This is a genomic window from Streptococcus sp. sy004 (assembly GCF_007859205.1).
In the GTDB taxonomy this organism is placed as follows: Bacteria; Bacillota; Bacilli; order Lactobacillales; family Streptococcaceae; genus Streptococcus.
Window position 1 is genome coordinate 266,627 of sequence record NZ_VOHP01000001.1, and the last position, 25,835, is coordinate 292,461.

A 25,835-nucleotide genomic window follows, 5' to 3' on the forward strand; every position below is an offset into this window, starting at 1 on the left:
GGCAGCTTCGCACTGCCTTTTATTAGAAAAGGAAATTATGAAATTTACAGATTTAGACCTATCAGCAGACATTTTATCTGCTGTGGAAAAAGCTGGCTTTGTTGAGCCATCACCAATTCAAGAGATGACCATCCCTCTTGCACTTGCTAATAAGGATGTCATTGGTCAGGCTCAAACAGGGACTGGTAAAACAGCAGCCTTTGGTTTGCCAACCTTAAATAAGATTCATACAGAAGATAATACGATTCAAGCCTTGATTATTGCTCCAACTCGTGAATTGGCAGTACAATGTCAAGAAGAACTATTCCGTTTTGGTCGTGATAAAGGTGTTAAGGTTCGTTCAGTTTATGGTGGTTCTAGTATTGAAAAACAAATCAAGGCTCTTCGTTCAGGGGCTCATATCGTTGTTGGAACACCAGGTCGTCTTTTGGATTTGATTAAACGCAAGGCCTTGAAACTGTCTGATATTGAAACCTTGATTTTGGATGAAGCAGATGAAATGCTCAACATGGGCTTCTTGGAAGATATTGAAGCAATTATCAGCCGTGTGCCAGATAGTCGTCAGACCTTGCTCTTTTCAGCGACCATGCCAGAAGCGATTAAGCGAATCGGTGTGACCTTTATGAAAGAGCCTGAGCATGTTAAAATCGCTGCTAAGGAATTGACAACTGAGTTGGTTGACCAATACTATATTCGTGTGCGTGAGCAAGAAAAATTTGACACCATGACTCGTTTGATGGACGTTGATCAGCCAGAATTAGCCATTGTATTTGGTCGTACCAAACGCCGTGTGGATGAGTTGACTCGTGGCTTGAAATTACGTGGTTTCCGTGCGGAAGGTATCCATGGTGATCTTGATCAAGGTAAACGCCTTCGTGTTCTCCGTGATTTCAAAAATGACGAATTAGATATTTTGGTGGCAACAGATGTGGCAGCTCGTGGTTTGGATATTTCAGGAGTGACTCACGTTTACAACTATGATATTCCACAAGACCCAGAAAGCTATGTTCACCGTATCGGTCGAACAGGTCGGGCAGGTAAGCATGGTCAATCCATTACTTTTGTTTCACCAAATGAAATGGGTTACCTCTCTATCATTGAGAATCTAACCAAGAAACGCATGAAAGGTCTTAAACCAGCAACAGCTCAAGAAGCTTTCCAAGCTAAAAAGAAAGTCGCTTTGAAAAAAATTGCTCGTGATTTGGCAGATGAAAAAATCACTGCTGGATTTGATAAATTCAAGAGTGATGCCATTAAATTAGCTGGTCAATTTACGCCAGAAGAGTTAGCACTTTATATTTTGAGTTTGACGGTTCAAGACCCAGATACGATGCCAGAGATTGAGATTGCTCGTGAAAAACCATTGCCATTTAAGCCATCAGGTCATGGCTTTGGTCATAAAGGTGGTAGAAATCAACAACGTTCTGGTCGCAAATCAGATCAACGTGACGGTGGTCGCCGTGATTTCAAACGTCGTTCTAATAAAAATAGTCGTGATTTTGAAAATAAAGGCAATAAGCGTCCTCATCGTACTTCTAGTGAAAAGAAAAATGGCTTTGTTATTCGTAACAAAGGCGATAAATAAAAAGACAAGGTCTAATAGGCCTTGTCTTTTTATTTAATCTTTAAACGAAGCAGTTTTGCTAGCAATATAATCTAACTTTTGTCGCCTTGTTTTTTGTTTAAACAGGCTTTCTGCTGACATAGCTTGGGATTTGCTGTCAAAACTTTCCCAATAAATCAATTCCACTGGTAATCTACTTTTGGTGTATTTGGCTCCTTTTCCTGTTTGGTGGGTCTTTAGTCGTCTGTTTATATCGGTGGTATAGCCTGTATAAAGCGAATTATCTCGGCAACGTAGCACATAAAGATAAGCTTTAGTTTCTTTTACCATAATAAATCTCAAAAATCTCATCTGTGTAGTCGCCATTATCCTTGTGGATAATCAGTGGTGGCAAAATCTTAAAGCCATCCATTGAGCCATCTTTAATGGCTTCAATCAAGAGCATGTTAGCCTCTTTGTGATTTTTGGGATAGACAAATTGAACGCGTTTAGGGGCTAGTTTGTATGTTTTTAAGGTGTCAATAATTTCTAAAAAACGGTCAGGACGATGAACAAGGGCTAAACGACCATTGGATTTTAGCCCTTGTTGACTCACCTGACAAATTTCATCTAAGTTGGTTGTGATTTCGTGACGGGCTAAAAGATAGTGTTCAGATAGATTTTTTTTCGATGTGTCACTAGCCTTAAAGTAAGGTGGATTACACACGATTAAATCAACCTGCGAACGTGGGACGTGTTGAAGTAGATTTTTCAAATCGTCTTGAACAACAGTTACTTGTTGGTCTAGCTGATTGAGTTTAACAGAGCGTTTTGCCATGTCTGCCAAGCGTTCCTGTAATTCAATTGCCAGAATGGAACTTTTAGTCTGACTGCTGGCAAAAAGGGCAACTGCGCCATTACCACTACAAAGATCGACGATTAGACCATTTTTTTGTGGGTATTTGGGAAAGCGAGAGAGTAAGACAGAGTCAATAGAGTAACTAAAAACGTCACGATTTTGAATAATTTTCACATCAGTTGAAAAGAGTTGATCGATTCGTTCATTTTCTAGTAAATGCGGATTTTCCATGACTTTATTATATCATATTTACTTGATTGTTGTTTTATTTCAAATATGGTACAATAAAAGAATAGTTATTTCAGTAAGAAAGTAAGGAAAACCTATGTTTTATACCTATCTTCGTGGTTTAGTGGTCTTTTTACTTTGGATTATCAATGGCAACGTCCATTATCATAATCAAGATAAGATTCCTGATGCCGAGGAAAATTATATCCTAGTAGCCCCTCATCGCACTTGGTGGGATCCTGTTTTTATGGCCTTTGCTGCTCGTCCCAAACAGTTTATCTTTATGGCTAAAAAGGAATTATTTACCAATCGGATTTTTGGTTGGTGGATTCGTATGTGTGGTGCCTTTCCTATTGATCGTGAAAATCCAGGTCAAGAAGCCATTCGTTATCCTATCAATATGCTGAAAAAAAGTTCACGCTCTTTGATTATGTTTCCAAGTGGTAGCAGACATTCTAGTGATGTTAAAGGTGGTGTTGCCTTAATTGCTAAGATGGCAAAGGTTCGCATTGTACCATCAGCCTATCTTGGACCAATGACCTTAAAGGGATTGATTTCTCGTGAGCGAGTGGATATGAATTTTGGAGAACCGATTGACATTTCAGACATTAAACGTATGGATAATGTAGGTGTCGAAGAAGTGGCTAGTCGAATTCAAACGGCTTTTGATCAATTAGATCAGGAAAATCAAAATTATCATAATCCTAAAAAACCATCTGTTTTATGGTATCTGATTCGGATTCCAGCTGCTCTTGTCGCAATCATTTTAGTCTTGTCGACACTTGTTTTTAGCTGGTTAGCTAGCTTTGTTTGGAATCCTGATAAGCATCGTAACTAAATCCTTGTTGAACACCTGATGTCAGGTGTTCTTTTTTGTATGTTTGATTACGAATAAAAGGATAAGGAGGGGACTTATGGATCACATATTAACCGAAATCAAAAATAAAAAATTTTTACTAGTAGGCTTAGGTGGTGTCATCTTTTTATTCTTAGCTTATTTTAGCTTTTTTCAACCTACAAAAGAACAAGATGATCTATTGTTGACCAGTTCGAGTAATCAAGTGGTTGAACAAACGGAAGTATTAACTAGTGACCGCAGTCTTAGTTCTGAAAGTGAGCAAGATGTTTTAGTGGTTGACGTCAAGGGAGCAGTTAAAAAAGAAGGTGTTTATCAACTACCCGCAGGTAGCCGAGTAAATGATGCCATTAAGGCAGCAGGTGGTTTGACTGAATTAGCTGATAAAAAATCCGTTAATTTAGCTCAAAAGTTGACCGATGCTAGTGTTATTTATGTGGCAAGTCAAGGAGAAAATATTAGTGTTATTACACCTCAAACAAAGACTGATGAGGAAAGCCAGTTAGCTTCATCTAAGGTCAATATCAATCAAGCCAGCCTTAGTGACTTGCAGACCATTTCTGGTATCGGAGCTAAGCGAGCTCAGGATATTATTGATTATCGTGAGAGTAACGGCTCTTTTCAGACTGTGGATGATTTGAAAAAAGTATCAGGTATTGGAGAGAAAACGTTTGAAAAATTAAGGGAGTTGATTAGCGTTGATTAAATCTTTGGGACTACCTGTGATTTATTTGACTTTTTTGGTGTGTTTAAGTTACCTTATTTTAGCGTATCATTTTTTGGGTTTAGGTATTCTATTATCTATTGCCCTAATTGGTTTATGGTATTTTTATCCGTTAAAAATTTTTGTATCTAATTTAATTCTTTTAGTAGGATTTTTACTTTATTTTGTTTATCATTTTCAGCAGATGGAACTAAATGATAAGCAAGCCTCTATTCAAGTCAATCAAGTACAAGTGATTCCAGATACCATGAGTATCAATGGTGATCGGCTGACGTTTCAAGCCACAGCAGACGGCTGGCGTTATCAAGCCTTTTATACTTTAAAATCAGTTGAAGAAAAAGAATATTTTAGCCGTTTGAGTCAAACAGTGACCCTAGAAGTTGAAGGGGAATTGAGCCAAGCTAGTGAAAAAAGAAATTTCTCTGGTTTTGATTATCGTGCCTATCTTAAAAATCAAGGCATTTATCGAATTTTAAGTATCCAGTCTATTAAAAAAATGATGATTACACAAAAGATATCTCTACTTGATTACCTGCATCAATGGCGACGACAGGCTATCGTGAGCATTAAGCAAGGTTTTCCAGCTCCTATGAGTCATTACATGACAGGATTGCTATTTGGCTATTTAGATAAGGATTTTTCAGAGATGAGCGACCTTTATCAAGAGCTTGGTATTATTCATCTTTTTGCACTTTCTGGTATGCAAGTGGGCTTTTTTATCCATTATTTTCGTAAAATCTGTTTGCGTTTAGGGTTAAGGCAGGACTGGGTTGACGGGTTGCAATTACCATTTTCTTTCTTTTATGCTGGATTAACTGGTTTTTCAATTTCAGTTATTCGTAGTCTGATGCAAGCTTTTTTAGGACGTTTGGGTCTTAAAAAACTAGACAATTTTGCCTTGACCTTACTGATTTGTTTACTAGCTATGCCCAATGTTTTACTAACGACAGCAGGTGTTTTAAGTTTTGCTTATGCGTTTATCATCAGTATGATGGATTTTAGTCAATTAAATCAGATGAGAAAAAAATTAGCAGAAGTGCTAACCATTAGTCTAGGTAGTGTCCCTATTTTATTGACTTATTTTTCCGTTTTTCAACCCTGGTCGATTGTATTAACGGCTCTCTTATCCTTTGTGTTTGACCAAGTCATTTTGCCCCTGCTATCGCTAGCATTTATCATCTCTCCCATTTATAAGTTAACTTGGCTAAATCCATTATTTGTCATCTTGGAAAGCCTATTGAAAGGATTTGGTTCTTGGTTGACAAAACCACTGATTTTAGGAAGTCCAAGTGCTTGGTTATTATTTGTTGTGTTATTGATTTTAGCTTTTCTTTATGATTATTATCGAAACAAACAATTTGTCATTGTTTTTAGTATCATATTAGCTCTGCTATTTTTCTTAGTTAAAAATCCTTTGGAAAATGAAGTTACTATGGTTAATGTTGGACAAGGTGATAGTATTTTAATCAGAGATATGTCAGGTAAGACCATTTTGATTGATACTGGGGGACGTTTGACTGTAAATAAAAAAGAAGTGTGGCGTCAAGGAGTTCAATCAGTCAATGCTAAAGACAGTCTAATTCCGTACCTAAAAAGTCGAGGAATTGGACGAATCAATCAGTTAATCGTTACCCATGCTCATGAAGATCACATGGGGGATTTGGAAATGTTAACGAAAGAGCTTAAAGTCGATCAACTCTTGGTCAGTCAAGGAAGTTTAACAAAAACAGGTTTTCGTAATCGTTTAGGTCGCTTGAATAGTAAGGTAAAAACAGTAAGTGCTGGAGATAAATTACCAATTATGAACTCTGCCTTACAAGTTCTTGCTCCATTGAAACAAGGTGATGGCGGCAATGATGACTCTGTGGTTTTATATGGTCGCTTGTTGGGGTGGACTTTTCTGTTTACAGGTGATTTAGAAGAGGCAGGGGAGCAAGAGCTACTGGCAACCTATCCTAATTTACAGGTGGATGTTTTGAAAGTTGGTCATCATGGCAGTCGTGGTTCATCGTCGTCGAATTTTTTAGATAAGGTGATGCCAAAAATTGCTTTGATTTCAGCTGGTCCAAATAATCGGTATCAGCATCCTCATCAAGAAACTCTAGACCGTCTTAATGAACGAGCTATAAAAATTTATCGCACTGACCAACAGGGAGCCATTCGATTTTCTGGACAAAATAACTGGCAACTTGACACCGTTTGTTAATTTTTTGCTAATTTGCTCACTGAAAATATGTTAAAATAAAGCTATAAACTAGGTAACATAACGGAGAATGCTGATGAAACGGTTTATTAAGCCAGTGATATTTATCGTTTTTATAGCTTGTTTGCTCTTATCGACCAAGGTTACAGCCTTAACAGCACAAGATTATGAAAATATGGGGCTGTTACCCTATAAAGCAAAGCCTTATTTTAAGTTGGGAGAGTTAGACAAACTCGGTCGTCCCACTTGGGGACAGGGTCAATTAAGTATTTATACTGAGTCCAAGGCTGCTGAAACTTATCCAGCTGAATCTTCCTTGCAAGATTGTGATTTGCCAGGATATCAAGTCAATAATGATCGTTACCTAATCCCTATCGAATTAGACCAAGGTTATATACAAGAAGTGTGGTCTAAGAGGTCATTATTGAGCACTAGGGATTTTAATCTTGACAAAACAGCCATGCTTACAAGAAATCATGCTCTAATTACAAATTATACAGATAACGGTTTTCCTCTTGATAAGCGAACAGGTTTGTTTAGTATTAGCCAATATGAAAAAGCTCTTGTTGAGTGGATGAAGCAAAAGAATTCAGATAAGAAACAATTCTCCAAAAACAAATCCTATATGATCGATTACAAAATAGAGTTGATTTATCAAGGGGAAGAGCTTGTTCCACGTCAAGTGAAGCTTCGTTATGTTGGTTTGGCGCCAAAAGGTAAGCTTGAAAAAAATAGACCTTGAAGGCGAAGAAGACTTTGACGCCAATGGTATCGCAACAGTCACACTTGATAATATCGCACCACATTAACCATTGATTACCTAACTGGTGAGATTACAGGAGAGGTTTTTGTTTCGGCAAACACAGAAACAGAAAATGATGTTAAGATCGTTTATGTTGATGATAAGTCTAGTTATTATTATTTTGATGACAATAAGGAATTTGAAGAGAATGGTAATAAGTATCTTGCCATGCTAGAATCAGAAGCAATTGACAAGGGTTATGAATGGTTTTATGACGAGTATGTTTATGTAGATGCAAAAACGGGCTATTATTACTATTATGATGATGTCAAAAGCGTTACAGATATTTATGACTATATTTATATGACAGAAAGAGCAGCCATTGTAGATGGTTATGTTTGGGATGCTGCAGAAGATACGGATTATTAGTTGGTGTTTTTACTTGTGTCGAGAGTTGGAATTATGTTAAAATGAAACAAAAATTAGTGATTTAGATAAGGAAATTAATGATGTTAAAAGCAATGGAAGTTTATTTAGTAACAAATGGTGATGGCTTGAAGGCGATTGAGTTTTATAAAGAAGCCTTGGGAGCAACGGTTGAACAAGTTAATCTGTTCAAAGATTTTTTACCGGATTGCCCAGTTGAGATGCAACATTTGGTCATGAATGCTCAATTCCGTCTAAACGGCCAACGTTTTATGCTATCAGATAATGATCCTAAACTGCCTTATACCATGGGAGATAATATTTCGGTTGCGCTAGTAACGGATGATGCTCAGACAGCAGAAGAACTTTATCGCAAGTTATCGGTTAACGCTAAAGCTATTAACTTGGAATTACAAGCAACACCTTGGTCACCGGCTTATGCCAACTTAACAGATCAGTTTGGCATCACTTGGCAGATTAACGCAGAAGTTGCTGATTTTGGTCAGGAATACTACGCAGATAAATAAAGCCTTTCCCTCTATCATTAGAGGGAATTTTTATTGCATAAAATTTGTTGGTTTAGTGAAGAAAATTGTTTTGATTTTTGTTATAATGAACCCTATGATAATATTGGACAAGATAAAAAAACTCAAAGCAAGTCAATTGCCACCCATTTTAGTTTTAGCTGGTGATGATTTGGGACAATACCAAGAGTGCAAGACAGCCTTGCTTGCCAGTATTGGCTTTGAGGCGAGTGATTTGACCTATTCTTATTTTGATTTGGAGGAAACAAGTTTTGAGCAAGCAGTCTTAGATTTGGAAAGCCTTCCATTTTTTGCTGATGAGAAAATTGTTATTTTTGACAATTTTTTTGATATGACGACCAATAAGAAAAATATTTTGACGGATACGGAAATGAAACAGTTTGAGTCGTATTTGGCTAATCCAGTTGTAAGCACACGTTTGATTATTTGCTGTGCAGGAAAGTTGGATGGTAAGCGTCGTTTGGTCAAATTACTTAAACGTGATGGTTTGGTATTTGAAGCAGAAAGTCTAAAAGAGCCTGAATTAAGAGCCTATATCGATAGAGAAGCTCAAACTTTAGGTTTAACTTTTACTTCAGGAGCCTTAGAACAGTTACTATTAAAATCGAATTTTGATTTTAGTACGAGTTTGAAAAATCTACTTTTTCTAAAAACATATAAGGGGCAGGAAAAGATTACCTCAACGGATGTCAATGACTTATTACCAAAGAATTTACAGGATAATATTTTTGATTTAACCCAGTTTGTCTTACAAGCCAAATTATTGTCAGCGCGTGAATTGGCTCATGATTTGACCTTACAAGGTGAAGATGTGATTAAGTTGATTGCAGTTATGTTAGGGCAAATTCGTTTTTTTGCTCAACTTAAAACGTTGCAATCAATGGGGGAAGCGGAGAATCAGTTGATTTCAGACTTGTCTGAATATCTCGGTCGCAAGGTTAATCTTTATCAGGTCAAATTTGCTTTGCGCGATATGAGGCACTATTCGTTAGACTTTTTACAAGAAAGCATGAAAATTTTGATTGAAACGGATTATCAGATTAAGCAAGGACGCTATGAAAAAGATTATTTGTTTGACTTGGCCCTTTTGAAGATCAGTCAACTCAAGTAAGTTAAAATACTTGTCAGATGGGAAAATTTTCGGTAGTATGAAAGAGTAAATCAGAAAAGAAAAGAGGACTAATACATGGCGATTATTTTACCAGACCTTCCTTATGCTTACGATGCTTTGGAGCCTTATATTGATGCAGAAACAATGACCCTACATCATGATAAGCATCATGCGACTTATGTAGCCAATGTTAATGCAGCACTTGAAAAATATCCGGAAATTGGTGAAGACCTAGAAACTTTACTAGCAGACGTTAAGAGTATTCCAGCTGACATTCGTCAAGCAGTCATCAACAATGGTGGTGGTCATTTGAATCATGCTTTGTTTTGGGACTTGTTAACTTTAGAGAAAACAAGTCCGTCAGCTGAGTTACAAGCAGATATTGAAGCGACATTTGGATCGTTTGACGCCTTTAAAGAAGCTTTCACAACAGCGGCAACAACTCGTTTTGGTTCGGGTTGGGCATGGCTTGTGGTTAATGCTGAAGGAAAATTGGAAGTGATGTCAACAGGTAATCAGGATAATCCAATTATGGAAGGCAAACAAGCTATTCTTGGTTTAGATGTTTGGGAGCATGCTTACTACCTTAACTACCGCAATGTTCGTCCAAACTATATTAAAGCCTTCTTTGATATAGTCAATTGGACAAAGGTTAATGAACTCTACGAAGCAGCTAAGGCTTAAAATCATAATTTGTTAAAAGAGCTAATTTTGATTAGCTCTTTTTGCTTAACATGAGAGAAATATCAGAAATAAGATAGAAAATAGTTGACAAAAGATGAAAAATTAGCTATCCTATTAAGGAACGTGAAAATGTTACATTGAAATTGAGGGGAGTGAAACACATGTCAAAAACAGTTGTACGCAAGAATGAATCGCTTGACGATGCTCTTCGTCGTTTCAAACGTTCTGTTACTAAAGCTGGTACACTTCAAGAATCACGCAAGCGTGAATTCTACGAAAAACCTTCTGTAAAACGTAAACGTAAATCAGAAGCAGCTCGTAAACGTAAAAAATTCTAATCATGAGTTAGATAAAAGACAGGATTACCCTGTCTTTTTATTGTATCTTAACATCAGTTTTTTCTAAAAATACCAGATGAAGTGGTAGTTGATGAGGTTTTAAGCGTTGATTTTGATAAAATAAAAAACCCAGAACAACTGGGAGTTTTGAATCAGTTAAACTTGATTATTTTTTAGCAAGCAAGTCACGGATTTCAGCAAGAAGTTCTTCTTGACTTGGACCAGCTGGAGCTTCTTCTGCAGGAGTTTTCATGGCTTTGTTAGCAGCCTTAACGATGAAGAACATGACTGTACCAACAATAAGGAAGTTAACCACTGCATTGATGAATTTACCGATTGCGATAGAGCCAAGCATGATTCCTGAGAAATCTGGTTGACCAATAATCATACCAATGATTGGTGTGATGATGTCAGCTACCAAAGATGTCACAATAGCGCTAAATGCAGCACCGATAATCACAGCGACAGCCAAATCAACAATATTTCCTTTGAACAAAAAATCTTTAAGTTCTTTTAACATACTGATTGCAAATCTCCTTTCTTTTAACATTCTTATTTATTATACAAGAAATTGGTAGAGTGTGCAAGCCCTATGTTTGTTTTATTTTACAAGTTTTTTGCTCTATGCTATAATGAGAAGTAAAATGAAAATAAGCTAGGGTGGGGGAGGTGTTTTTAATGAATAAGGCGATGATTGAAGAGGTTAAAAGTCGAGTCAATATTGTAGAAGTTATTGGCGAAGTGGTTAATCTGTCTCGTTCTGGTCGTCATTATTTGGGAAATTGTCCATTTCATAAAGAAAAAACACCGTCCTTTAGTGTTTTGGAAGACCGACAATTTTACCACTGTTTTGGTTGTGGGAAATCTGGTGATGTTTTTCGTTTTTTAGAAGACTATCGTCAAATTACTTTTATGGAAAGTGTTCAAGTTTTAGCAGAGCGTGTTGGTATCACGACAACTGTTACAGCACAAAAACCCAAACTTCGAGCCAATCCCCAGCAAAAATTTTATGATATTCATGAAGAAGCTGTTAATTTTTATCATGCAATTTTGATGACGACCAAGGAAGGTCAAGCAGCTAAAAACTACCTTTATGAGCGTGGCTTGACTGATGAGTTGTTGGCTTATTTTAAGATTGGTTTATCGCCTAAGGCTAGTGACTACCTTTATCAAGCCCTTGCTCAAAAGTATGAAGAAAAGGTTGTTTTCCAATCTGGTCTGTTCCAGTTGACGGATAAAAACAAGGTTTTTGACAGCTTTAGAAATCGGATTATGTTTCCTTTAACCAATGATAAGGGACAGACGATTGGTTTTTCTGGTCGGATTTGGCAAGCAGAACAGACAGGAGAAGCCAAGTATAAAAATACCAGAGCGACAGTTATTTTCAACAAATCCTACGAACTTTATCATCTTGATCGAGCTAAGGCGGTGGCTAAAAAGCAAAAAGAAATCTATCTGATGGAAGGCTTCATGGATGTCATTGCAGCTTACCGTGCGGGTTTGGTCAATAGTGTTGCTTCAATGGGGACAGCTTTGACAGCAGAGCATGTTAGGCATCTAAAACCTTATGCAAAAAAGATTATTTTGACCTATGATGGTGACCAGGCAGGTCAAGAAGCAGTGGCTAAGGCCCTACCAATCTTAGAAGGTTTTAAGGTAGAAGTTGTTCATTTACCTGAGCAGATGGATCCAGATGAGTTTGTTCAAAAAAATTCACCTGAAGATTTAGCTAAGTTGTTAACGCAGAATCGAATTAGTCAGATGGAGTTTTTAATTCATCATTACTTACCTGACAATATTGATAATTTGCAAGCTCAAATTACCTATGTTGAGCGTTTAGCTAGGCTTTTGGCTAAAGAGCAGTCCATTACAGCACAAACAACTTATATTCACAAAATGGTGGAGCTTCTACCGGATTTTAATTATGAACAGGTAGAGCAGGCAGTCAATCAAGAGCGGTGGCGCTATCGAAAATCTCAAGGTAAATCTACTAGCAATGACATAGCCACCTTTGTTGAACTGCCTAAGAGCCGACAACTATCTCCCTTAATTCGAGCAGAAATGCAATTATTTCATCGCTTATTGCATCATGATTATCTGTTACAAGATTTTCGTTATCATGAGGGAGACTTATTTCAAACTAAAGAAATTCAACACTTGTATGATATTCTCTTGGCTGAGGGTGAATTGGATCGCTTGCGTTTGGAACAATTAGGACAAGCAGAACAAGATATGTATTATTATATTTTAGATCAAGAGTTGCCAGTAGCTCCTAGTGAAGAAGAATTAAGCCAGTTGGAAAAACGTTTGCATTATTACCGTCAACAAAAAGAGGTGAAAGAGCAAGAAGAACGGATTCGTCAGGCTAATCGTTATGGTAATCAAGAACAGGCAATTTTGGATTTAGAAGCCATGATTGCCCAACGACGACAAATGGAAAAAGAGGACTTATGACAGAAACAAAAGAAATCACAACTTTTAATGTGCAGGTGGCAGAGTTTATTCGTCATCATAAAAAAGCTGGTATGGCTGTTGATGATGAGATCACGGATAAATTGGTCATTCCTTTTGCTTTAAATGCGGATCAAATTGATGACTTGTTAGAGCGTTTGACAGATGGCGGTATTGCGATTACAGATAAGCAAGGTAACCCTTCAACTAAGTACGTCATAGAAGAAGTTGAACCAGAAGAATTAACAGACGAAGAGCTTTTGGGGAGTAATTCCGCTAAGGTTAATGACCCTGTTAGAATGTATTTGAAGGAAATCGGGGTTGTGCCTCTTTTGACGAATGAAGAGGAAAAAGAATTGGCTGTGGCAGTTGCTGCGGGTGATTTGTATGCCAAACAACGTCTAGCTGAGGCCAATCTACGCTTGGTTGTTTCAATTGCCAAACGCTATGTTGGTCGTGGCATGCAGTTTTTGGACTTAATCCAAGAAGGTAACATGGGCTTGATGAAAGCTGTGGATAAATTTGATTATGAAAAAGGCTTTAAGTTTTCAACCTATGCGACTTGGTGGATTCGTCAAGCCATTACGCGTGCCATTGCCGATCAAGCTCGTACCATTCGGATTCCAGTTCACATGGTTGAAACCATCAATAAGTTAGTTCGTGAACAACGTAATCTTCTACAAGAATTGGGGCAAGATCCAACGCCGGAGCAGATTGCAGAACGTATGGATATGGCACCAGATAAGGTTCGTGAGATTTTGAAAATTGCTCAAGAACCTGTATCTCTTGAAACCCCAATTGGTGAAGAAGACGATAGTCATTTGGGTGATTTCATTGAAGATGAAGTGATTGAAAATCCTGAAGACTATACGACACGTGTCGTCTTGCGTGAACAACTAGATGAGATTTTAGATACCCTGACCGATCGTGAAGAAAATGTCTTGCGTTTGCGTTTCGGGCTTGATGATGGGAAAATGCGTACTCTTGAAGATGTCGGCAAAGTCTTTAATGTCACGCGTGAACGTATTCGTCAAATTGAAGCTAAGGCCTTGCGTAAATTACGCCATCCAAGTCGTAGCAAGCAATTACGTGATTTTATGGAAGACTAATCAGTTAATTAGTGCTATCATCAATAAATTAAGGGAGAAAAATGTCAGCAAGATATACGGAAGAAGAAATTCTTCACATCAAAGATCGAATTTTAGAGCAATTAGAATTGGTCTTAGATCCAGAATTAGGAATTGATATTGTTAATCTAGGTTTAATTTATGATATTCGTTTTGAACAAAATGGTGAAACAGAAATTGACATGACCCTGACGACCATGGGATGTCCCTTGGCTGATTTGATTACTGACCAGATTTATGATGTGATGAAGGAAATTCCAGAAGTCACAAAGACAGAGGTAAAATTAGTCTGGATACCAGCTTGGTCAACTGAAAAATTGAGTCGCTATGCTCGCATTGCGTTAGGAATAAGGTAGGATGAGATGAAACGTTTATCATTAGTGGTGCCTTGTTATAATGAAGAGGCAACGATTAGAACATTTCTCTCAGCCACTCAATTGGTTGAGAAAAAAATGGAAAAAGAATTGGCTTTTGATTATATTTTCATCAATGATGGCTCAAAAGATCAGACTTTAGATGTTCTGCGTGATGTAGCTAGTCAGTTTGACAATGTTCATTATCTATCTTTTTCACGAAATTTCGGCAAAGAAGCAGCTCTATTGGCAGGTCTTGAAGTAGCAACTGGTGATTTAATTACGGTCATGGATGTGGATTTACAAGATCCGCCTGAACTATTGGTAGAGATGTATCAAAAAATCCAAGAAGGTTATGATGTGGTTGGCACTAGACGAGCAGATAGAAAGGGTGAACCACCTATTCGCTCTTTCTTTGCACGTTCTTTCTATTTTTTAATCAATAAAATTTCAGATACTGAAATGGTAGATGGAGCTCGTGACTTCCGTCTGATGACTAGACAGGTAGTCGATAGTATCCTTTCTTTGAGTGAGGTCAATCGTTTTTCTAAGGGGCTATTTTCTTGGGTCGGTTTTAAGGTAACCTATGTCAGTTATGAAAATAGGGAACGTGTAGCAGGTGAAACCTCTTGGAATTTTTGGAGTCTTTTCAAATATTCCTTGGATGGTTTTATCAACTTTTCAGAAGCCCCGCTTAATTTCTCAATGTGGACAGGAACCTTATTTTTCTTGACCTCTATTTTGGGAATTGTATTTGTGGTGATTCGTAAACTAACCATTGGTGGTAGTGTGACTGGCTGGGCTAGTTTGGTTTCCATTATTTTATTTATCGGTGGTTTACAGCTACTCAGTCTAGGAATTATTGGTAAGTATATTGCCAAGATTTTCCTTGAAACTAAAAAACGACCTGTCTATATTATTAAAGAAAAAGGATGAAAATATCCTTTTTTTAGTGTAGAATAGAAAAAAAGAGCTAAAGGAGAACATCATGATTTTAGTAACAGGTAGTAAGGGGCAATTAGGGACAGAGCTTTGTCATCTTTTAGATGAACGTCAAGCAGAGTATGTAGCAGTTGATGTGGCTGAAATGGATATTCTTGACGCAGAAAAAGTCGAAGCAGTATTTGCCCAAGTCAAACCAACGTTGGTCTATCATTGTGCAGCTTACACGGCAGTCGATGCGGCAGAAGATGAGGGAAAAGAACTCAATTATGCCATTAATGTGACGGGTACTGAAAATGTGGCTAAGGCTTGTGCCAAATTTAAGGCAACGCTAGTTTATATTTCTACGGATTATGTGTTTGATGGAGAAAAGTCGGTTGATCAAGAATGGTTGGAAACAGATCAACCAAATCCTCAAACGGAGTATGGTCGTACCAAACGTTTGGGTGAAGAGCTTGTTGAAAAATACTTGGATGATTACTACATTATCCGTACAGCTTGGGTATTTGGTCAGTATGGTAAAAACTTTGTCTTTACCATGCAGTCCTTGGCAGACAAACACCCGGAATTAACAGTGGTCAATGACCAACATGGACGTCCAACATGGACACGCACTCTGGCGGAGTTTATGACTTATTTAGCAGAAAATCGCAAGGCTTATGGTTATTACCATTTGTCAAATGATGCTAAGGAAGACACGACTTGGTATGATTTTGCTTGTGAGATTCTAAAAGATCATGATGTCAAGGTATCCCCTGTTGATTCTAGTCAGTTTCCAGCTAAAGCCAAGCGACCATTTAATTCGACGCTTAATCTTGATAAAGCTAAGGCGACAGGATTTGTGATTCCAAGCTGGCAAGATGCACTCAAAGAATTTTATCGTCAAGAGCTTAAATAATTAGTGATATTAGCTAGGGCTTAGGCTCTAGCTTTTTAGGTTTGAATCAAGATAAAATATGATATAATAGACTATGATTGTAATGAAAAAGAGGTGAGCCATGCAACACGTTTTTATTATTGGGAGTCGGGGGTTGCCAGCCCAGTATGGTGGCTTTGAAACTTTTGTGGAAGAATTAGTCAAACATCAACAAACTCCGATGATTCGTTACCATGTGGCTTGTCTAACAGATGATAAAACAGGGCATCATTTTATGTACGAAGGAGCAGACTGTTTCACCATCAAGGTTCCCAAGTTTTTTGGTCCAGCTCGAGTGATTGCCTATGACCTTAAAGCGATAGCCTACGCCTTGGATATGATTAAAGAACAAGCAATCAAAAATCCTATTTTTTATATCTTGGGAAATACCATAGGAGGAATGATAGGCCCTGTTGCACACCAGATAAAAAAAGTAGGTGGTCAGCTCTATGTTAATTCAGATGGCTTGGAGTGGAAACGTTCCAAATGGTCTAAGCCTATTCAAGCCTATCTAAAGCATGCTGAGAAAAAGATGACCCAGGCGGCAGATTTGGTCATTTGTGACAATAAAGGAATTGAAAGTTATATCAAGCAAGCATATCCTTGGGCTAAAACGACATTTATTGCTTATGGAACAGATTTGTCAGCAAGTTCCCTGACAAAAGATAGTCAAACAGTTAGAGATTTTTTTGACGACTGGTCTTGTCAGGAGAAGGAGTATTATCTGATTGTGGGGCGCTTTGTGCCAGAAAACAACTATGCCCACATGATAAAGGCTTTTATGAAGAGCAAGAATCAGCGTGATCTCTTGATTGTTTGCAATCATGAAGAAAGTCCATATTTTGAGCGTTTGCGACAAGAAACAGGCTTTGATATGGATAGAAGAATTAAGTTTGTCGGTACAGTTTATGACCGAGAATTGTTGACTTATCTTCGTCAAGAAGCCTTTGCCTATTTACATGGGCATGAAGTGGGTGGGACCAATCCAGGTTTGTTAGAGGCTCTCGCCCATACCAATCTCAACTTGGTTTTAGATGTGGATTTTAATCGCCAAGTGGCTCAAGATACGGTTTTGTATTGGAAAAAAGATAATGATAGCTTGACAGACTTACTGGATGCTTATGAGAAAGAACTTGATTTTTCAGCCTTGGGACAAAAAGCCAAGCAGTTGATGAGGGAATCTTACACTTGGGAAAGAATTGTTGAACAGTATGAGGAGTTGTTTTTAGATGAAGGTTAATATTCTTCTTGCCAGCTATAATGGTCAATCTTTCATTGGTCAACAGATTGAAAGTATTCAACAACAGACCTTTACCGATTGGACGTTATGGATTCGCGATGATGGTTCAACGGATAAAACCCTTGATGTTGTCAAATCTTATATGGCAGAAGATGAACGTATTCGTTTATTGCCAAACCCTAATCAAAAAAATCTAGGTGTTATTAAGAGTTTTCATCGGTTGCTAAAACAGGAACAGGCAGATTATTATTTTTTTAGTGACCAAGATGATGTCTGGTTGCCAGAAAAATTATCACTTTGTCTAGAAAAAGCACAAGAATTTGCCAAGGAGTGTCCTTTACTCATTTATACAGACTTGTCTGTGGTAGATGAACAGTTAAATGTCTTGTATCCTAGCATGATAAAGACACAATCTCATCATGCCAACACCAGCTTGCGACAAGAATTGACTGAAAATACGGTCACAGGTGGCACCATGATGATCAATCATGCCTTGGCTCAGAATTGGACGGAAACAGAAAATTTGCTCATGCATGATTGGTATTTGGCTCTGCTAGCTGCTGCTTTAGGACAGTTAGTCTATCTAGATACGCCGACTGAACTGTATCGTCAACATAGTGATAATGTTTTAGGAGCTAGAACTTGGTCTAAGCGGATGAGAAATTGGTTACAACCTCATAAGTTTTTTACTAAATATTGGTGGTTAATTACAGCTAGTCAAAAACAAGCTGCTCTGCTTTTGGATAAAGACTTATCTCAACCCAATCGTGACTTAATTGAAGCGTATGTTGGGTTGCTAGACAAACCGTTGGTAGAACGCATTGGTTTGTTGAAAAAATATCAATTTGCTAAGAACAGGTGGTTTCATACCTTTATTTTTAGGATGTTAATCGTTACAAAATTTGCTTACAGGAGAAAATAATGGATTTCTTTAAAAAAGAAAATCGAATTTTATTAAAAGAATTGGTCAAAACTGATTTTAAGCTACGTTATCAAGGGAGCGTGATTGGCTACCTTTGGTCTATTCTAAAACCAGTCATGCTTTTCGCTATTATGTATGTGGTTTTTATTCATTTTTTGAGATTTGGTCAAGATGTGCCACATTTTGCCGTAGCGCTTCTTCTAGGTATGGTGACTTGGTCTTTCTTTTCTGAAGCGACGAACATGGGGATGATGTCTATTGTTAGCCGTGGTGATTTGTTGAGAAAGTTAAATTTTTCAAAAAGTATCATTGTCTTATCATCAGTTGTAGGAGCCTTGATTAACTACGGTATTAACCTTTTAGTTGTCATGCTTTTTGCCTTAATTAACGGTGTTGAGTTCACATGGCCTGCCATGTTATCTATTTTTTTAGTGCTTGAAGTGGCGCTCTTGGCTATGGGAATTGCTCTCTTTTTATCAGCTCTTTTCGTTAAATTTCGTGACATTGGTCCAGTATGGGAAGTCTTGATGCAGGCAGGTATGTATGCGACACCAATTATTTACCCGCTTAGTCAAATTTCAAATACCAGTATGCTGGCAGCCAAGATTGTCATGCTCAATCCCATGGCGCAAATTATTCAAGATTTACGTTATCTGCTAATCAATCCAGCCAATACAACCGTTTGGCAGATTGTCAGACTTCCTTATTTTTTAATTCCTTACCTTTTACCAGTGGCTATTTTTGCTTTTGGTTTTTGGTATTTTAATAAACACGCTAAAACATTCGCGGAGATTCTTTAATGACAACTAAGCAAATTGCAGTAAAAGTAGAGCAGGTTAGTAAGTTTTTCAAACTTCCAACAGAAAGTACCCATAGTTTGCGAACCAGTCTGGTTAATCGTTTCAAGGGAATTAAGGGTTACAAGGAATACCATGTTCTTAAAGACATTAGCTTTGAGGTAGAAAAGGGTGATTTTTTTGGAATTGTTGGACGCAATGGGTCAGGAAAATCAACCTTACTCAAAATCATTTCACAGATTTACACACCAGAAAAGGGACAAGTAACGATTGATGGAAAGTTGGTTTCCTTTATCGAGTTGGGGGTTGGGTTTAATCCCGAATTGACTGGGCGCGAAAATGTTTATATGAATGGTGCCATGTTAGGTTTTACCACAGAAGAAGTCGATGCCATGTATGATGACATTGTTGATTTTGCTGAGTTGCGAGAATTTATGAACCAAAAGCTGAAAAACTATTCAAGTGGTATGCAGGTTCGTCTAGCATTTTCAGTAGCCATTAAGGCCCAAGGTGACATTCTCATTCTAGATGAAGTTTTAGCCGTAGGTGACGAGGCCTTTCAGCGTAAATGTAATGATTATTTCTTGGAACGAAAAGCGAGTGGCAAGACAACTATTTTAGTGACCCATGACATGGGAGCAGTAAAAAAATACTGTAATAAGGCTATTTTGATTGAAGATGGTTTGATCAAGGTTAATGGAGAACCAGATGATGTAGCCAATCAGTATAGTTTTGACAATGCCGTACAAATTGAAGTGGTGGAAATCAGTGAAGAAGAAACGGAATCAGTAGAAGAGATTTTACAAGTCGATAATCTCAAGGTTAAACTGTTGTCCCAAGCTCAAATGACCCCGAAAGATAAGATTAGCTTTGAAATTTCCTATGATGTGCTGACCGATATTGATACCCACATTGTTTTTTCCCTAACCGATATTGACCGCCAAATTTGGATTTATAATGACAATGCTTGGGATATACCGACCAAGGGAACAGGGCATAAGTCTTATCGTTACACTTGTGACATTCCCAATATTAACGATATTAAGTTGAAATTACAGGTGACCATACTTGGTCCGTCTAAGGAAATGTTGGCATTTGCTAATGCTAGTAATGCACCAATTATTATGATTAATCGTGATGATATTGCCCTAGATGATTTATCTGCTTTGGATTCTGCTTCTGGTATTATTCAACGCAACGGTTCGTGGGAAATCTTGTCAGAATAGTTGAGGAAAGTTATGAAAACATCACCTACCCTAGTTTCGATTATTTGTACCGTTTACAATAAAGCCCAGTGGTTGGAACAGACCATTGATAGTTTTTTAGGTCAAAACGAAGTTAATTATGAAATTCTTTTGGTTGATGACTGTTCAACTGATGGGTCAAGAGTGATTATTGAGTCCTATGCGAAAAAATACCCTGAGCTGATTCGAGCCTTTTATCATGAAGAAAATCAAGGGATTAACCAAACTTGGATTTCGATTTGTCAAGAAGCTAGGGGAGATTACATTGCTCGTTGTGATGGAGATGATTATTGGATTGATGACTTAAAATTGGCCAAACAAGTTCAATTACTTGAACATCAAGCAGCTAAGTGGTGTGGAACAGATATTAACTACATTGATGAGAATGGTCGTGTCTTAGCTCAAGGTGTTTTTGAACAAGGTGTGGTCGATTTGGCAGACACTTATGAAAAAATGCTGGTCACCCGTGGTTTTACAGCACCGTCTAGTTGGTTGATAGAAACCCAAGTTATGCGACAAGCTAATCAAATGTTACTAGAGGACAAAGACACAGCAGATGATACCTTTAATCTACAACTAGACTTGTTCAATCTGACTGAGTTTGTCTTTTTGCCAGAAGTGACCGTGGCTTATCGTGTCAATCAAGGCTCAGATTCACGGCCTAAGACTTTCAAGCAATTACAACAACGCTTTGATCGCCTATTACAAACACAATACTATTATTTAGATAAGTACCCTAAGCGAGATACGGTGGCTATGTTGAAATTACTGCTAGACAGACATAATGAGTTCAGTTTGGCCTTGGCTCAAAAAGACTATCCAGTGTCTCATCTAAGTACTCAAGAAATCAGCATTAGTTATATAAAAAAGGAAGCATCTGATGCTAATCAGATTTTGTCCACCACGATGTCCTATCAGGATACCTTGACCTTTACCTTGCCAGATGATGCTATCACTTTACGAATCGATTTATCTAAACTACCTAGTTTTTATCGTTATATTCGTGTTATTGATGATAGTTATCAAACAGAACTACTACCTAATTTTACAAATGGTGTTAGATTTCAAGAAACTTATTTTTTCAATCAGGGGAATGCCTATCTTTATTATGATGTAGGTCATTTACCACAAAAGCAGTTCAGCCTATCTTATCAGATGTATAATGTCGATGATGTGGCTGAAGATGACTACATTGTCAAATTACTTAGTTCAGACTTGTTGACTTATCAAGAGCTTAAACAAAATTTAGATAACAGTCAACGTCAGCTACTTATGTTGGAATCAGAAAAACAGTATTATAAAAAAGAGTTGGAGCAAATGGTTGTTCGTTATAATTCTGTCGTTCATTCTCGTCGTTGGCGTATTCCCACCAAGCTGATTAACTTTTTTAGGAGAAAATAATGAAGCGTTTGCTTTTATATGTGCATTTTAATAAATACAATCGTGTTAGCCCACATGTTTACCATCAATTAAATCAGCTTCGTCCGTTGTTTTCTAAGATTCTATTCATTTCTAATAGTCAAATTCAAGAAATGGATTATCAACAGTTAGTGGATCAAAGATTGATGGATGAGTTTATTCAGCGAGAAAATCAAGGGTTTGATTTTGCGGCTTGGCGTGATGGTATGCTGAGATTAGGGTTTGGTTATCTGACAATGTATGATAATGTGACCATTATGAACGATACTTGTTTTGGTCCTTTATGGGATTTGAAAGATTATTATCTTAAATATGAAGCAGTTTCTGAAATTGATTTTTGGGGTATGACTAACAATCGTGAGACCAAGGATTTTGCAGAACATATTCAAAGTTATTTTATCAGTTTTAAGCAAACCGTCGTTGAATCATCAGTATTTCGCAATTTTTGGTCTTCTATTAAGGATTTTACAGATGTTGCAGATGTTATCAGTCATTATGAAACACAAGTAACCACGACCTTATTAAAGGCGGGCTTCAATTATCAGACCGTTTTTGATACGGTGGAAGAAGACACGACTGGTATGTTGCATCCTGATTTTTCATACTATCATCCGACAGCTATTTTGAACAATCGTGTGCCCTTTATTAAGGTTAAAGCCATTGATGCCAATCAGCATATCAGTCCCTACTTGCTAGCAGAAATTGAACGAACAACAAGCTATCCTGTTGAACTAATTGTGACACACATGTCTGACGTTGGTTTACCAGACAGTAGCTATTTGTTGGGGCGTAAATATCTTGAGCTAACAGATGTACAAGAACCTATTCTTGAACATCAAAAAGTAGCAGTTCACCTTCATGTCTTTTATGTTGATTTATTGGCTGAATTTTTAGAAGCCTTTAAGCAATTTAGCTTTTCTTATGATTTGTTTATCACGACAGACCAGGTAGAAAAACAAGTAGACATAAAACAAGTGTTAGCGGCATTTAATCAAAAAGCTGAGATTATAGTGACTGGCAATATTGGCCGTGATGTGTTACCGATGTTAAAATTAAAAGAGCAACTATCTGCTTATGATTATGTTGGACATTTTCATACTAAAAAATCAAAAGAAGCTGATTTTTGGGCAGGACAATCTTGGCGTCAGGAATTGATTGAGATGCTCATCAAACCAGCCAATCAAATATTAGCTCAACTAAGCAAGGAAAATATCGGTTTGGTGATTGCCGATATTCCTAGTTTTTTCCGTTATAATAAGATTGTGGATGCCTGGAATGAGCATTTGATTGCCCCTGAAATGAATAATTTGTGGCAAAAAATGGGGATGAAAAAGACTATTGATTTTCAAGCCATGCAGACCTTTGTGATGAGTTATGGGACGTTTGTGTGGTTTAAGTATGATGCTTTACAACCTCTTTTTGAATTGAATTTAACAGATACGGATGTGCCAGCTGAACCCCTACCACAAAATTCTATTCTCCATGCGATTGAACGTTTGCTAGTTTATATTGCTTGGAATCAGCATTATGATTTTAGAATTGCAGCCAACCCAATGCCTTTAACTCCATTCATTGACAATAAGTTACTCAATGAGCGTCAAGGGAGTGCTCCAAGTACTTATGTTGACTTTACCTATATGGGTGGGATTAAAGGTGCTTTAAAATATATTGTGATTGGACCAGCACGCGCTGTTAAATACATTGTCAAGCGACTAATTGGGAAGTGGTCGTCATGAAGCAATTCTTAAAATCAACGGACTGGGTGTTTATCTTACATGGGCTGATTATTTTCCTACTAAGTATTTACTTCAATCTTCAACTAATTAACTTATCGGTCTTAGCAAGTAATACGGATTCTGGTCTGGTTGGCATCAAAAATTTTAGCTACTTGCTACTTTACATTTCAGGTCTAGGCTTAGTGCTTTATCTACCAAAGCTGTTGAGTTGGTCATTTTTCAAAAGTTTAAGCCTTGTTTATGTGTCCTATCTCTTCTTATCTTATTTTCTAAGAATCACTCGTCAACTTAACAATAAGGATTTTGTCTTTGGGAATTTTCAAAAAAATCAGTTTTGGCAGGGAAATTTTCTTTTACCACTTTTTGTTCTGATAGTGGCTGCCTGTCTTCTTAATTGGCTGCTAATGCGATACAATAAAAAAGAGTGGTTGCCAGATCAGACTGGTCATGAAAAGATTATGTTTTATCTTTTAGGTGCATCTTTTTTACTACAGGATAGTCAATACCGTGCTAGTTTGTTGTTGCCCTTACGACCACTGTTTGTAGCTGATGAATTAGCCAGTTATCATTTAGGGTTATTGGTACAGGTTACAAGTTCTCTGTTATGTTTTTCCTTATTGATTGTTGTTATTTCTAAAGCTTGGCAGAGTTTACGAATGGCTGTTACCACACCTTACCTAGCCATAGCTTCTAGTGCCTTTTTCGCCCTATTGTTTAACTATACTTTTCAGTTAGGTGTAAAAAAATCAGAGAGCATTGCCAATTATTATATTTTACCTGGAGCGATTAGTTTTCAACTAGTGATATTTTTTGGTATGGCCTTGCTGATTTACGTCATCGTCAATCGCTATTTGACCGGAACTTTTCTGATTTTTGCTTTGGGGAGTGGTTTATCAGTGGTCAATTCCCTTAAAGAAACGATGCGTAGTGAGCCGCTCTTATTGATTGATTTTGTTTGGTTGCGTCAATTAGGACTCTTGCTGAGTTTTGTTAATCCGACCTTGATTTGGCTAACCTGTTTAACCTTGCTTGGGCTTATTTTAGTCTATAATCAGGCAAAAAAATGTTTAGTATCCTTTCCAATATTTTCTTGGTTGCAACGATTTGTGGTAAGTAGCTTAGTCTTTGTCAGCTTTGTAGCCTTGATTTCTGGTAATGCAAGTTATCTCAATCCCCTACCTAGTCTGGTCAAGTTAGATAAGGTCTTGAATATTAACTGGTTAGGATTTTCAAGTAATGCTCGCTACAAGTCACTGGCCTATGTTTGGAGTAAGCAGTTGACGACACCTATTATGGAGAAACCAAGTCAATACAGCCAAGCTAAGATAGAAGAATTGGCTAAAAAATATAGTCAAGTAGCTGAAACTATTAACAAAGACAGGACTGAGGCGATTGATCAACAAACCATTATCTATGTTCTTAGTGAGAGTTTAGCCAATCCGGAACGTTTAGATGGTATTGATTTATCTGCCAGTGTGTTACCAAATATTGACGCTATTAAAGAAGAAACAACATCTGGCTTAATGACATCAGATGGTTATGGTGGTGGAACGGCTAATATGGAGTTTCAATCTCTAACAGGACTACCCTTGACTAATTTTTCATCATCGGTTTCTGTTCTTTATACTGAGGTGGTGCCTAAGATGAAAGTATTTCCATCGCTTAGTGACCTTTATCAAGATCAAAATAAACTGGTCATTCATCCAGAAAATAGACTTAATTATAGCCGCCATCTCATTTATCAGCAGCTAGGATTTGACCAACAAGTCTTTACCAATAGCAAAGATAAGTTAATAGACATTAGTCGTTCTGGTGTCAATATCAGTGACCAAACGGTTTATGATAATATTTTGGCACGTTTGGATACAAAAAACAGTCAATTTTTCTCTGTCATTACCATGCAAAATCATGTCCCTTGGTCAGCTAGCACACCAGAAGAAGTGATGGCGACAGGACAAAATTTTTCTGCAAAAGAAAATGCTAATCTAACCAGTTATGCTCGTTTATTAGCACAGACAGATGAAGCCACCATTGCTTTTTTAGAAGCTCTTCAAGAAATTGACAAGCCGATAACCGTTGTTTTTTATGGGGATCATTTGCCAAGTTTATATCCAGAACAAGTGTTTAGTGAGCAAGCAGATAGCAAGTATCAAACCGATTATTTTATTTGGAACAATCAAGAAAATCAACAATTAGAGTACCCACTTATTCGCTCGAATGATTTTCCAGCAGCCTTGTTAGCTCATACTAATGCCAAGGTTTCCCCTTATTATGCGTTATTGACCCAATTGCTTAATCGTGAGGAGTTGAGTGAAAAAGAGTTAGAAGAAGTGGAAGCTGACCTGAAACTATTGCAGTATGATATGACTATAGGTAAGGCTTATATTAAAGCAAGACCAAGTTTTTTTGAAATTAAATAAGGAGAGAAA

Annotated in this window: 25 protein-coding genes; 22 read left to right on the forward strand and 3 right to left on the reverse strand. The window is 37.4% G+C overall.

The window, feature by feature from the left end; genetic code table 11:
• The first annotated feature begins 37 nt into the window (after positions 1 to 37).
• Positions 38 to 1,585 carry a DEAD/DEAH box helicase gene (locus tag FRX54_RS01445; RefSeq protein WP_146460235.1) on the forward strand — a complete coding sequence of 516 codons (1,548 nt, stop codon included), beginning with the start codon at positions 38 to 40 and terminating at the stop codon, positions 1,583 to 1,585.
• A gap of 33 nt (positions 1,586 to 1,618) precedes the next feature.
• On the opposite strand, the gene FRX54_RS01450 is transcribed toward FRX54_RS01445, so the two are convergent.
• On the reverse strand, positions 1,619 to 1,894 hold the full coding sequence (locus FRX54_RS01450) for a GIY-YIG nuclease family protein (RefSeq protein WP_146460237.1): 276 nt from the start codon (positions 1,892 to 1,894) through the stop codon (positions 1,619 to 1,621).
• Positions 1,878 to 2,633, reverse strand: a complete 756-nt coding sequence (locus FRX54_RS01455) for a tRNA1(Val) (adenine(37)-N6)-methyltransferase (RefSeq protein WP_146460239.1) — start codon at positions 2,631 to 2,633, stop codon at positions 1,878 to 1,880. The genes FRX54_RS01450 and FRX54_RS01455 overlap by 17 nt, the downstream gene beginning before the upstream one ends.
• A 94-nt stretch (positions 2,634 to 2,727) precedes the next feature.
• Between FRX54_RS01455 and FRX54_RS01460 the strand changes: the two genes are divergently transcribed.
• The 9 genes from FRX54_RS01460 (at position 2,728) to rpsU (ending at position 10,259) form a co-directional block, all read left to right on the forward strand.
• Complete coding sequence (locus FRX54_RS01460) at positions 2,728 to 3,468, forward strand: 1-acyl-sn-glycerol-3-phosphate acyltransferase (RefSeq protein ID WP_146460241.1); 741 nt, start codon at positions 2,728 to 2,730, stop codon at positions 3,466 to 3,468.
• A gap of 76 nt (positions 3,469 to 3,544) precedes the next feature.
• Positions 3,545 to 4,192 (forward strand): helix-hairpin-helix domain-containing protein, encoded by a 648-nt coding sequence (locus FRX54_RS01465; protein WP_146460243.1) that lies wholly within the window; start codon positions 3,545 to 3,547, stop codon positions 4,190 to 4,192.
• The gene (locus tag FRX54_RS01470; protein WP_146460245.1) at positions 4,185 to 6,416 is read left to right on the forward strand and encodes a DNA internalization-related competence protein ComEC/Rec2; all 2,232 of its coding nucleotides are present in this window, start codon (positions 4,185 to 4,187) and stop codon (positions 6,414 to 6,416) included. The genes FRX54_RS01465 and FRX54_RS01470 overlap by 8 nt, the downstream gene beginning before the upstream one ends.
• Positions 6,417 to 6,489: 73 nt before the next feature.
• Positions 6,490 to 7,155, forward strand: coding sequence for a hypothetical protein (locus FRX54_RS01475; protein WP_146460246.1), 666 nt, complete (start codon positions 6,490 to 6,492; stop codon positions 7,153 to 7,155).
• A gap of 228 nt (positions 7,156 to 7,383) precedes the next feature.
• Positions 7,384 to 7,584 carry a hypothetical protein gene (locus FRX54_RS01480; protein WP_146460248.1) on the forward strand — a complete coding sequence of 67 codons (201 nt, stop codon included), beginning with the start codon at positions 7,384 to 7,386 and terminating at the stop codon, positions 7,582 to 7,584.
• Positions 7,585 to 7,664: 80 nt separating this feature from the next.
• Complete coding sequence (locus FRX54_RS01485; protein WP_146460250.1) at positions 7,665 to 8,108, forward strand: VOC family protein; 444 nt, start codon at positions 7,665 to 7,667, stop codon at positions 8,106 to 8,108.
• Positions 8,109 to 8,202: 94 nt separating this feature from the next.
• A complete protein-coding gene (gene holA, locus FRX54_RS01490; RefSeq protein ID WP_146460252.1) occupies positions 8,203 to 9,237 on the forward strand; it encodes a DNA polymerase III subunit delta in 1,035 nt (344 codons plus the stop codon).
• 75 nt (positions 9,238 to 9,312) lie between these two features.
• Entirely contained in the window at positions 9,313 to 9,921 is a 609-nt protein-coding gene (locus tag FRX54_RS01495; RefSeq protein WP_146460254.1) for a superoxide dismutase, read from the forward strand.
• 161 nt (positions 9,922 to 10,082) lie between these two features.
• Entirely contained in the window at positions 10,083 to 10,259 is a 177-nt protein-coding gene (rpsU, locus tag FRX54_RS01500) for a 30S ribosomal protein S21 (RefSeq protein WP_000048058.1), read from the forward strand.
• 166 nt (positions 10,260 to 10,425) lie between these two features.
• On the opposite strand, the gene mscL is transcribed toward rpsU, so the two are convergent.
• Positions 10,426 to 10,779 (reverse strand): large conductance mechanosensitive channel protein MscL, encoded by a 354-nt coding sequence (mscL, locus tag FRX54_RS01505; RefSeq protein WP_146460256.1) that lies wholly within the window; start codon positions 10,777 to 10,779, stop codon positions 10,426 to 10,428.
• Positions 10,780 to 10,937: 158 nt separating this feature from the next.
• Between mscL and dnaG the strand changes: the two genes are divergently transcribed.
• From dnaG to FRX54_RS01565, 12 genes are all read left to right on the forward strand, one after another.
• Positions 10,938 to 12,713 carry a DNA primase gene (gene dnaG / locus FRX54_RS01510; RefSeq protein ID WP_261379606.1) on the forward strand — a complete coding sequence of 592 codons (1,776 nt, stop codon included), beginning with the start codon at positions 10,938 to 10,940 and terminating at the stop codon, positions 12,711 to 12,713.
• Positions 12,710 to 13,819, forward strand: coding sequence for an RNA polymerase sigma factor RpoD (gene rpoD, locus FRX54_RS01515; RefSeq protein ID WP_146460258.1), 1,110 nt, complete (start codon positions 12,710 to 12,712; stop codon positions 13,817 to 13,819). The genes dnaG and rpoD overlap by 4 nt, the downstream gene beginning before the upstream one ends.
• 41 nt (positions 13,820 to 13,860) lie before the next feature.
• Positions 13,861 to 14,193 (forward strand): metal-sulfur cluster assembly factor, encoded by a 333-nt coding sequence (locus FRX54_RS01520; protein ID WP_146460260.1) that lies wholly within the window; start codon positions 13,861 to 13,863, stop codon positions 14,191 to 14,193.
• 6 nt (positions 14,194 to 14,199) lie between these two features.
• Entirely contained in the window at positions 14,200 to 15,126 is a 927-nt protein-coding gene (locus tag FRX54_RS01525; RefSeq protein WP_146460262.1) for a glycosyltransferase family 2 protein, read from the forward strand.
• Between the two features lie 52 nt (positions 15,127 to 15,178).
• A complete protein-coding gene (rfbD, locus tag FRX54_RS01530) occupies positions 15,179 to 16,030 on the forward strand; it encodes a dTDP-4-dehydrorhamnose reductase (RefSeq protein WP_146460264.1) in 852 nt (283 codons plus the stop codon).
• A 100-nt stretch (positions 16,031 to 16,130) separates the two neighbouring features.
• Entirely contained in the window at positions 16,131 to 17,288 is a 1,158-nt protein-coding gene (gene cps2T / locus FRX54_RS01535; protein ID WP_146460266.1) for a beta 1-4 rhamnosyltransferase Cps2T, read from the forward strand.
• Entirely contained in the window at positions 17,278 to 18,210 is a 933-nt protein-coding gene (locus tag FRX54_RS01540) for a glycosyltransferase family 2 protein (RefSeq protein ID WP_146460268.1), read from the forward strand. The genes cps2T and FRX54_RS01540 overlap by 11 nt, the downstream gene beginning before the upstream one ends.
• On the forward strand, positions 18,210 to 19,010 hold the full coding sequence (locus FRX54_RS01545) for an ABC transporter permease (protein ID WP_146460270.1): 801 nt from the start codon (positions 18,210 to 18,212) through the stop codon (positions 19,008 to 19,010). Before FRX54_RS01540 ends, FRX54_RS01545 begins: the two co-directional genes overlap by 1 nt.
• Positions 19,010 to 20,233, forward strand: a complete 1,224-nt coding sequence (locus FRX54_RS01550) for an ABC transporter ATP-binding protein (protein ID WP_146460273.1) — start codon at positions 19,010 to 19,012, stop codon at positions 20,231 to 20,233. Before FRX54_RS01545 ends, FRX54_RS01550 begins: the two co-directional genes overlap by 1 nt.
• A gap of 12 nt (positions 20,234 to 20,245) precedes the next feature.
• Positions 20,246 to 21,652 (forward strand): glycosyltransferase, encoded by a 1,407-nt coding sequence (locus FRX54_RS01555; RefSeq protein ID WP_146460275.1) that lies wholly within the window; start codon positions 20,246 to 20,248, stop codon positions 21,650 to 21,652.
• A complete protein-coding gene (locus FRX54_RS01560) occupies positions 21,652 to 23,406 on the forward strand; it encodes a rhamnan synthesis F family protein (protein WP_146460277.1) in 1,755 nt (584 codons plus the stop codon). Before FRX54_RS01555 ends, FRX54_RS01560 begins: the two co-directional genes overlap by 1 nt.
• Positions 23,403 to 25,826: an LTA synthase family protein gene (locus FRX54_RS01565; protein WP_146460279.1), complete on the forward strand. Its 2,424-nt coding sequence runs from the start codon at positions 23,403 to 23,405 to the stop codon at positions 25,824 to 25,826. Before FRX54_RS01560 ends, FRX54_RS01565 begins: the two co-directional genes overlap by 4 nt.
• Positions 25,827 to 25,835 lie beyond the last annotated feature (9 nt).